Consider the following 7,354-nt stretch of genomic DNA (forward strand, 5'->3'; position numbering starts at 1 on the left):
GGCAGGGAGTGGGCGAGTTCATGCTCGAACACAGCGAGGGAGAGCAGCACGAGAAGATCGCGCGCGCGATCCACGACGGCTACGCCGCGCGCTACCAACGCTACGACTGGTCGCTCAATCACGTCATCTAGGAAGAGCGCGCTGGCGCCTGGCTCGCGCTGAGGAATCCCGTCTCGGGAAGCTCGGGCCGGTAATCGGGAGAAGAGACGAGCTCGCGAAAATACTTGTTGAGCCGCCGGTCGTGGTCGCGCAGCAACTTGGCCACGCCGGGCAGACCGCGCTCGCTCAAATTACCCTGTTCCCATGCCTCGATCATTCCATACCAAACGCCAAGGTGCTGTTTTGGATTCGACGACATGGTCTGCATCACAGCGGGCACTTCGAGATAAACCTCGCTGATGGAGTTCATCACCGCGGTGATAACTGTTTGCCCGGTCGCCACGTGCAGCATGCGCAGCGCGTGGATCTCCGCGCGGGCGATCTCGGCATAGTTCCCGGGCGAGGCTTTTCCGATCAGGTGGAGCTGCTCGACCGCGCGCCGCACGGGGGCCGGGTCGTACTTGCCGGGATTGCGGGCGATTCGCTCGAGCGCGTCGAGGATCGTGATGATGCGATATTCGAGGAGTTCCTCAAAGATCTTCGCCGCCCTGTCGGGAAGCTGCTGGGCGAAGCGGAAGATGTAGCGCCAGGTCGCGATGCCGCCATAGGTCTCGATGTCCTTGACGATGAATCCCAGTCCCGGGTGAGCGGAGACGAAGCCGCTCGACTGCAGGTGCGCGAGCACAACCTGCACGGTCGAGGGGTTGATCTCATACTCGGCGGCCAGCTTGCGAACGCTGGGCAGGCGCTCTCCCACGGCATATTTCCCCGAAACGATGCCGAAGGCGACGGCTTCTGCGGTCTTCTGAACGACGGTGCGGGCACTCACGGCTGATTTCAGCTCCTCTGCAACAAAACCCTCTTGACACACTGAGCCAAATTACATATCCTCAGCGCATGGTCAACTGTACCACACAGTGAGTGGTATAGGCAACTACCCTCTCCCAGCACGAGAGGGACCGATCAAGGGGCGACCCGGAGCAGGCGCCCACACCCTTCAAGGAGCAAACCAATGAAACGACTCAGAGACCGCGTCGCGGTCGTCACCGGCGCCGGAAGCGGCATCGGAAAAGCCACCAGCATCGAACTGGCCCGCCGCGGCTGCCACCTGGCACTGGTCGACATGAATGAAGAGGCCGCGCAGAAGACTGCGCTCGAAATCGAGCGCCTGGGAGGCCGCGCGAGCGTCCACCAGGCCGACGTATCCAAGGCCGCCCGCATGAAGGCCCTGGCAAAGGAAGTCGCGGCCGAGCACGGGAAGATCAACATCGTCGTCAACAACGCCGGCGTCGGCGTGGGCGGCGCCTTCGAGGATTCCACTCTTGAAGACTGGAAATGGGTCATAGACGTCAACGTCTGGGGCGTCGTGCACGGGTGCATGTATTTCCTGCCCTACCTCAAGGAAGCGGACGAAGCGCACATCGTAAACATCTCGAGCGCCGCGGGCTTTGCCGGCATTCCGGGTATGTCGGCCTACTGCGCGACCAAGTTCGCCGTGCTGGGGCTCACCGAATCGCTTCGCGTGGAGCTCTCCGAGCACGGCATCGGCGTGACCAGCATCCATCCGGGCGCGATCAAGACAAACATCCTGAATACGACTCGCTACGGCAAGGAAACAGGCCGCACCAGCACGATGGAGCAGTTCGGCGAGGGCTTCATGGAAAAATTCGGACGCCCGCCCGAGGTTGCGGCAAAGAAGATCGTCGATGCGATTGCCCACAACGAGACGCGCATCCGCATCGGCGCCGAGTCCTATCTCATCGACATTCTCAAGCGCTACGCCCCTGTTCGCAGCGAGGCATTTCTTTCCTTCTTTGAACGGCGCCTTTCAAACCAGGCTTAACAATTTTCGGAGGTGAATCATGGGCATTCTCGCACAGCAGGCACAGCGAATCGGACTCGGCAGATCGAGAAAATCAGCAACCGGGAAAGACGTGGACTACGAAGTTATTGTGGTCGGCGCGGGTTTTTCCGGCATCGGCGCGGGCATTGCGCTCAAGAAGGCGGGGATCAACTCCTTCGTCATTCTCGAAAAGGCCCACGACCTGGGCGGCACCTGGCGTGACAACACCTATCCGGGCATTGCCGTCGATATCACCTCACTGACCTATTCCTTTTCCTTCGAGCAGAACCCGCGCTGGTCGCGGCTCTTCGCGCCGGGCGCCGAGCTGCAGGCCTATGCCAACCACTGCACGGACAAGTACAAGCTGCGCTCCCACATGCGCTTCAACACCACCGTCAAGCGGGCGGTTTTCGATCAGAAGAAACACCGCTGGCACATGGAGCTCGAAGACGGCAATTCGCTGAGCGCGCGTTTTGTCATCAACGCCACCGGCGGCCTCACCCAGCCCAAGAAGCCCGACATCAAGGGCATCGACAGCTTCGAAGGGAAGATGGTCCACACCGCGCGCTGGGATCACAGCTACGACCTGCGTGGCAAGCGCGTGGCTGTGATCGGCACGGGTGCGACCTCCGTGCAGCTCGTCCCGGCCATCGCCGACAAGGTCGAGCACATGGACGTCTACCAGCGCACGCCCATCTGGCTGCTCTCCAAGCCCGACTACGCGATGCCCGACGCCCTCAAGACGGCCTTCCAGTATGTGCCCGGCGCGCAGACGGGCGTGCGCCTGCTTACCACCGCAGCCACCGAGGTCGTGATGGTGCTCGGCGTCGTCTACAACAAGCAGGTGCCAGGCCTTGTAAAGGCCGGCGAGCGCGCCTGCCTGCGCAACCTTGAAAAGCAGGTCCCTAACGACCCCGAGCTGCGCCGCAAGCTCACGCCCAGCTACGGCTTTGGCTGCAAGCGGCCCAGCTTCTCAAACGAATACTTCAAGACCTTCACCCGCGAGGATGTGGACCTCGTCACCGAGCCCATTCGCGAGATCACCAAAGACGCGATCATCACCGCCGACGGGCAGGAGCGCAAAATCGATACGCTTATTCTGGCCACCGGCTTCAAGGTCTTCGAGAAGGGGAACCTTCCGCCCTACGAGATCTACGGCGTGGGCGGCACCGAGCTTGGCAAGTTCTGGGAAGACAACCGCTTCCAGGCCTACGAGGGAGCCACCGTGCCGAAGTTCCCCAACTACTTTGCCGTACTGGGCCCTTACTCCACCTCGGGCGCCTCGTGGTTCGCCATGGTCGAGTGCCAGACCCGCCACGCGCTTCGCTGTATCAAGGAAGCGCGCCGCCGCCAGGCTACTTACGTGGAAGTAAAGCAGAAACCCCACGACGACTACTTCAAGGAAATCCAGCGGCGCCAGCAGAATACGGTCTTCTTCAACAACAACTGCGGGGCCGCCAACAGCTACTACTTCGACCAGCACGGCGACGCGCCCTTCCTGCGCCCTTCCTCGGGATTCGAGATGTGGCTCCACAGCCACACCTTCCCCCTGGGACACTACCGGTTCAAGAAACCCGGGTGGCTGCCGGCGCAGGCGCAGGCCTGAGCCCCGGTTCGCTTCAAAAAAGACCGGGCCCGCAGGCAAATGCCTGCGGGCCCGGTTTGCATTTGTCACTGCAGGTATGATTTGCTCGCACGGAGGAGAGTCGCTCACCCGTGCCCCTGAAGTTCCACCACGCCTTTGTCTTCTCCTCGCCCGGCGCGCCGGAGGCCGACGCGCTGCTGGACGCCGGTTTCCTCGAAGGCGCTTCCAACGTCCACGCCGGTCAGGGCACGCGCAACCGGCGCTTCTTTTTTGAAAACGGGATGCTCGAGTTCTTGTGGGTGTGCGAGGAGAGCGAAGTACAAAGCCCGGCCATCGCGCACACCGGGCTCCGGGAGCGATCGCGCTGGCGGCAGAGCGGCACCTGTCCCTTCGGCATTGCATTCGAAGGCGAGCCCCCCTTCCCCATCTGGGACTACCGGCCGCCCTACCTGCCCGAAGGCGTTGCCATCCGCGTGGCCAATTTCAGCACCGACCCGGCCATGCCCTTTGTCTTCGTGATGCCCGGCATCGGGAAAGCGCAGCAGGAAAAGGTAAATCCCCGAACAATTGAATCCCTTGTCGTCGAATCAGTGCAGGCACCGCCGCCTTTCGAGAGCGAGCGCGTGAGCTTCGCCAGCGGCAGTGCGCAACTGCTGGAACTGCGCCTCAAGGGCGCGACGAAGAAGCTGGATCTGCGACCGGGCGTGCCGGTGGTGGTGGAGTATTAGGACGCTGGGCAACGCCCGTTGCGGGTCCTGCCGGCCATCGGTAGGATGCCGCCAGTCAATATAGGAGGCCGATCATGGCAGAAACGCCCGCGGAAACGATGCGCTCCGAACACGCGATTATCCTCCGCGTCGTCGACTACCTGCCCGCCCTTTCTCAGCAGGCGCGTGAGGGCCGGCCCCTGTCCGAACTACAGATTCCAAGATTCGTTGAGTTCTTCCGGAATTATGCCGACCGCTTCCACCACGCCAAAGAGGAGGAGCTGCTCTTCCCCTTCATGGAAGCACACGATGTGCCCCACCAGGGTTGTCCGATTTCCGCGCTGCTGCACGAACATGCCAGCTCACGGAACTGCGTCGCAAAGCTCGACCACTTCACCGAAATCGGTGAACCGCTCAATTCGGAACAGGCCGACGAGTTCGTCCATCTCCTCGACCAGATGCACAAGCTTTATCACGATCACATCTGGAAAGAGGATGAGATGGTTTTTCCCATGCTCGACCGAATTGCTCACAAACCGGAGCTAAAGGACCTTGCCGAAGAGTTCGGCAAAGCCGGTCGGCGTTCGGAGTTTGCGGGGATCGACAAGCTGGTCAGCTTTGCGGACACGCTCAGCTGAGATCGCTGTCCTCACTCAGCAGACTCAGGCGCCAGCCAGAACGAGAACAGCCGCGTCATCACGGGCATCACCACCCAGGTCATCAGCGCAACGATCACCGCCAGGCTCGCCGCCGTCTGCACGGCCGGGTGCTGGTCGCCGTAGATGCGGCGCAGGAGTCCAGGCAGCCAGTAGACCTGGGGAAAGAGCGCGAGCCAGGTGAGGATCGCCATCTTCCAGCGCGGAGGTAGCGGCGCGTCGCCGGGAGTGAACCAGTATTCGAGACCGTGGCTTCGCGCCTGCTTCATCTCTCCAAGCGTGAGCGCGTCGAGGCGTGCCACCCATTCGGCGCGCACGGGCGCCTCTTCCCAGGCCCCCAGGTGCTCGCTCGTCTCGAAACGAATCACCACCGTGTATTCGGGCCGCGCACCGCCGTAGGGACGAATGATGTTGGTGCCCAGATAGCCCGCAAAGTGACCGGCCGCCTCTGCAATGCCGGCGACGCCGGCCTCGAACTCCGCCACCTTTCCGGGCCGCACGACCCGGGTGAAGGCCACCGTGACCGGCCCTGTTTGCTCTGCGCTCATCGCACTCCCCCGCCGGTTTTCATTGCCCCAAGCGGGCGCCCGAAGCAAGGGGCGTCTTGTTGCGCCCGTGCCCGGAAGCTACACTTCCCCAACATAACTAGCAGCTTTCGGGGAACAAACGATGACGAAAACGAATCCGTTTGCGGGGCTCCTTGTCCTTGCAGCGCTCGCGATGACCGGTTGCGCCACTCGCGCAAAAATCACGACGCACAACTACAACGTGCCGGTCCGCGTCGGCCCCATCAAGCACCTCGGTGGCTCAAGCCAGAGCGAGGGGCACAACCCCTACAAGCCGTTTTTCGCGACGGTGTCCAACGATGCACGCCTGATTTATGTCGGCGCGGGATTCGGTGGTGTGGGCGCCGGTGCGGCCTCTTATGCGGAGAGCGAGAGCGACGCCAGGCAAGTTGACAAGATCCTTAACGCTGCAACCAGGGAGTGCACCTCTCCGTGCGCCGCTGATGTGACATTCGTCCATTTGGGCAGCGTGGGCACGTTCGCCCCGCTGCTCATTCTTGATTTCAACACCGTCTCAATCCTGGGCGCGGTCACACACGCCGGTCCGACGGGCGAGGCATTTCTTAAGGCGCAGACGCGGGGCGCGGAAAGCAAACAGCCAGGCGATGCCGCCGGTAGCGGCAACTCTGCCAGTCAGGACGCTGCAGATGAATAGACACAATGTAATTTTGCTCGCAACGCTCGCACTGGCCGCGCTCACAGGCACCGGCTGCTCCGGCTCGAAATACTCCATGCGACTCCAGAGCCTGCGCTATCCCGCGTCGATGAGCGGTTATCTCTACGACGAAGACGAGCGCATGCTTTCCGAGAAAGACATGGAAGTAATCGGTGAGTTCAATGAAAAGACGAGGCTCTGGGCCATGGCCTGGGGTCTTGCCACGCTCAATGGAGAGAGCTCCGATCAGGAGCTTGCCGAACTCATCAATGCCGCGGTGGAAAAACGGGGCGGTGAAGGGGTCATCGACCTGGGTTTTTCAAGCGAGACCTGCGGCATCAACTTCGCGCCGGCCATCAGCATTCTGCCCCTATGGCCGGGCTGCACCAGCATCCAGGCAAGCGGTACAATTGTCCGCCGGATTGCGGCGAACGCCCCTTCGGAGACCCCAGCCCTGCCCCCCAAAGACGATGGTTCGCAGGTGTCTGCACGGCGCTAGCGCCGGCCCCATCGCCATGCCCGCCGCGCTCCGCTATGATTGGGGTTATCCAATTCCGGGGAGGGAACCCATGAAAGCCATTCTCCTGAGCCTTGCGCTCGTCTTCGTCGCCGGCTGCGCCAAACCGCAACTGGGCAACTGGGACCACCGCGTCAACAACGGCCGCGCCATGCAGAAGGACCGCGCCGAGTGCGCCGCCCAGGCGGGTCAGGCCGGTTGCCACGCGCTCTGGCAGGGCCTCTACAACGACTGTATGTGCGGCCGCGGCTATACGAGCGGGGACGTCGCCTGCGAGAAGTAGGGGCTCGGGTGTGTGCCTCGCGCGCATGCCCGGTGCCCCCTGCAATTGCCCTTCGCTTGGGCGCGGGCCCCTTGGTCCCGGTGCTGAATTTCGGCGGCGTCCCGGCTAGAATTTGCTGGGACGTGAGTGAACGAACATGCTGAAACAAGCTCAACTGGAATTTGTCATCTTGGTCCTGATTGTGCTGCTTGTCGGCTGCGCCGAGTTCGCGCCTGCCTCCGGCGGCAAACGCGCACGCGCCGCACAAGTCCCCAGCAACACCCAGCCCGCCAAGGAATTTCGCTTCAACTACCCGGCCGGGGAGTTCGTCGTCGAGTACCGCGACGGCCAGTATCAGATCGAGATCGACCAGTACGCCAATCCGCCCAAGAAATATCGCGGTTACACCCACGACAAGGCCGACAACCTGGCGGTGATCGACGGGGTCGGATTGCTTCTCTGGA

The 7,354-nt window shown here is 62.3% G+C and carries 10 protein-coding genes; 8 read left to right on the forward strand and 2 right to left on the reverse strand.

Annotated elements, in window-relative coordinates; all coding sequences use genetic code 11:
• Positions 1-127: 127 nt before the first annotated feature.
• On the reverse strand, positions 128-928 hold the full coding sequence (locus KDH09_16145; GenBank protein MCB0221231.1) for a GntR family transcriptional regulator: 801 nt from the start codon (positions 926-928) through the stop codon (positions 128-130).
• 183 nt (positions 929-1,111) lie between these two features.
• Here KDH09_16145 and KDH09_16150 point away from each other — a divergent pair, with 183 nt between their 5' ends.
• The 4 genes from KDH09_16150 (at position 1,112) to KDH09_16165 (ending at position 4,872) form a co-directional block, all read left to right on the forward strand.
• Positions 1,112-1,942, forward strand: a complete 831-nt coding sequence (locus tag KDH09_16150) for an SDR family NAD(P)-dependent oxidoreductase (GenBank protein MCB0221232.1) — start codon at positions 1,112-1,114, stop codon at positions 1,940-1,942.
• A 19-nt stretch (positions 1,943-1,961) separates the two neighbouring features.
• Entirely contained in the window at positions 1,962-3,548 is a 1,587-nt protein-coding gene (locus KDH09_16155) for an NAD(P)/FAD-dependent oxidoreductase (protein ID MCB0221233.1), read from the forward strand.
• 110 nt (positions 3,549-3,658) lie between these two features.
• Positions 3,659-4,255: a hypothetical protein gene (locus tag KDH09_16160; GenBank protein ID MCB0221234.1), complete on the forward strand. Its 597-nt coding sequence runs from the start codon at positions 3,659-3,661 to the stop codon at positions 4,253-4,255.
• A gap of 74 nt (positions 4,256-4,329) precedes the next feature.
• Positions 4,330-4,872: a hemerythrin domain-containing protein gene (locus KDH09_16165; GenBank protein ID MCB0221235.1), complete on the forward strand. Its 543-nt coding sequence runs from the start codon at positions 4,330-4,332 to the stop codon at positions 4,870-4,872.
• Between the two features lie 11 nt (positions 4,873-4,883).
• Here the strand turns inward: KDH09_16165 and KDH09_16170 are convergent, their stop codons facing one another.
• Positions 4,884-5,438: an antibiotic biosynthesis monooxygenase gene (locus tag KDH09_16170; GenBank protein MCB0221236.1), complete on the reverse strand. Its 555-nt coding sequence runs from the start codon at positions 5,436-5,438 to the stop codon at positions 4,884-4,886.
• Between the two features lie 121 nt (positions 5,439-5,559).
• Between KDH09_16170 and KDH09_16175 the strand changes: the two genes are divergently transcribed.
• From KDH09_16175 to KDH09_16190, 4 genes are all read left to right on the forward strand, one after another.
• On the forward strand, positions 5,560-6,111 hold the full coding sequence (locus tag KDH09_16175) for a hypothetical protein (GenBank protein MCB0221237.1): 552 nt from the start codon (positions 5,560-5,562) through the stop codon (positions 6,109-6,111).
• Positions 6,104-6,610, forward strand: coding sequence for a hypothetical protein (locus KDH09_16180; GenBank protein ID MCB0221238.1), 507 nt, complete (start codon positions 6,104-6,106; stop codon positions 6,608-6,610). Before KDH09_16175 ends, KDH09_16180 begins: the two co-directional genes overlap by 8 nt.
• A gap of 70 nt (positions 6,611-6,680) precedes the next feature.
• A complete protein-coding gene (locus KDH09_16185) occupies positions 6,681-6,911 on the forward strand; it encodes a hypothetical protein (protein MCB0221239.1) in 231 nt (76 codons plus the stop codon).
• Positions 6,912-7,047: 136 nt separating this feature from the next.
• On the forward strand, positions 7,048-7,354 hold a 307-nt coding region (locus KDH09_16190; protein MCB0221240.1), incomplete at its 3' end, for a hypothetical protein.

The sequence above is a fragment of the Chrysiogenia bacterium genome (assembly GCA_020434085.1).
Lineage (GTDB): Bacteria > JAGRBM01 > JAGRBM01 > JAGRBM01 > JAGRBM01 > JAGRBM01.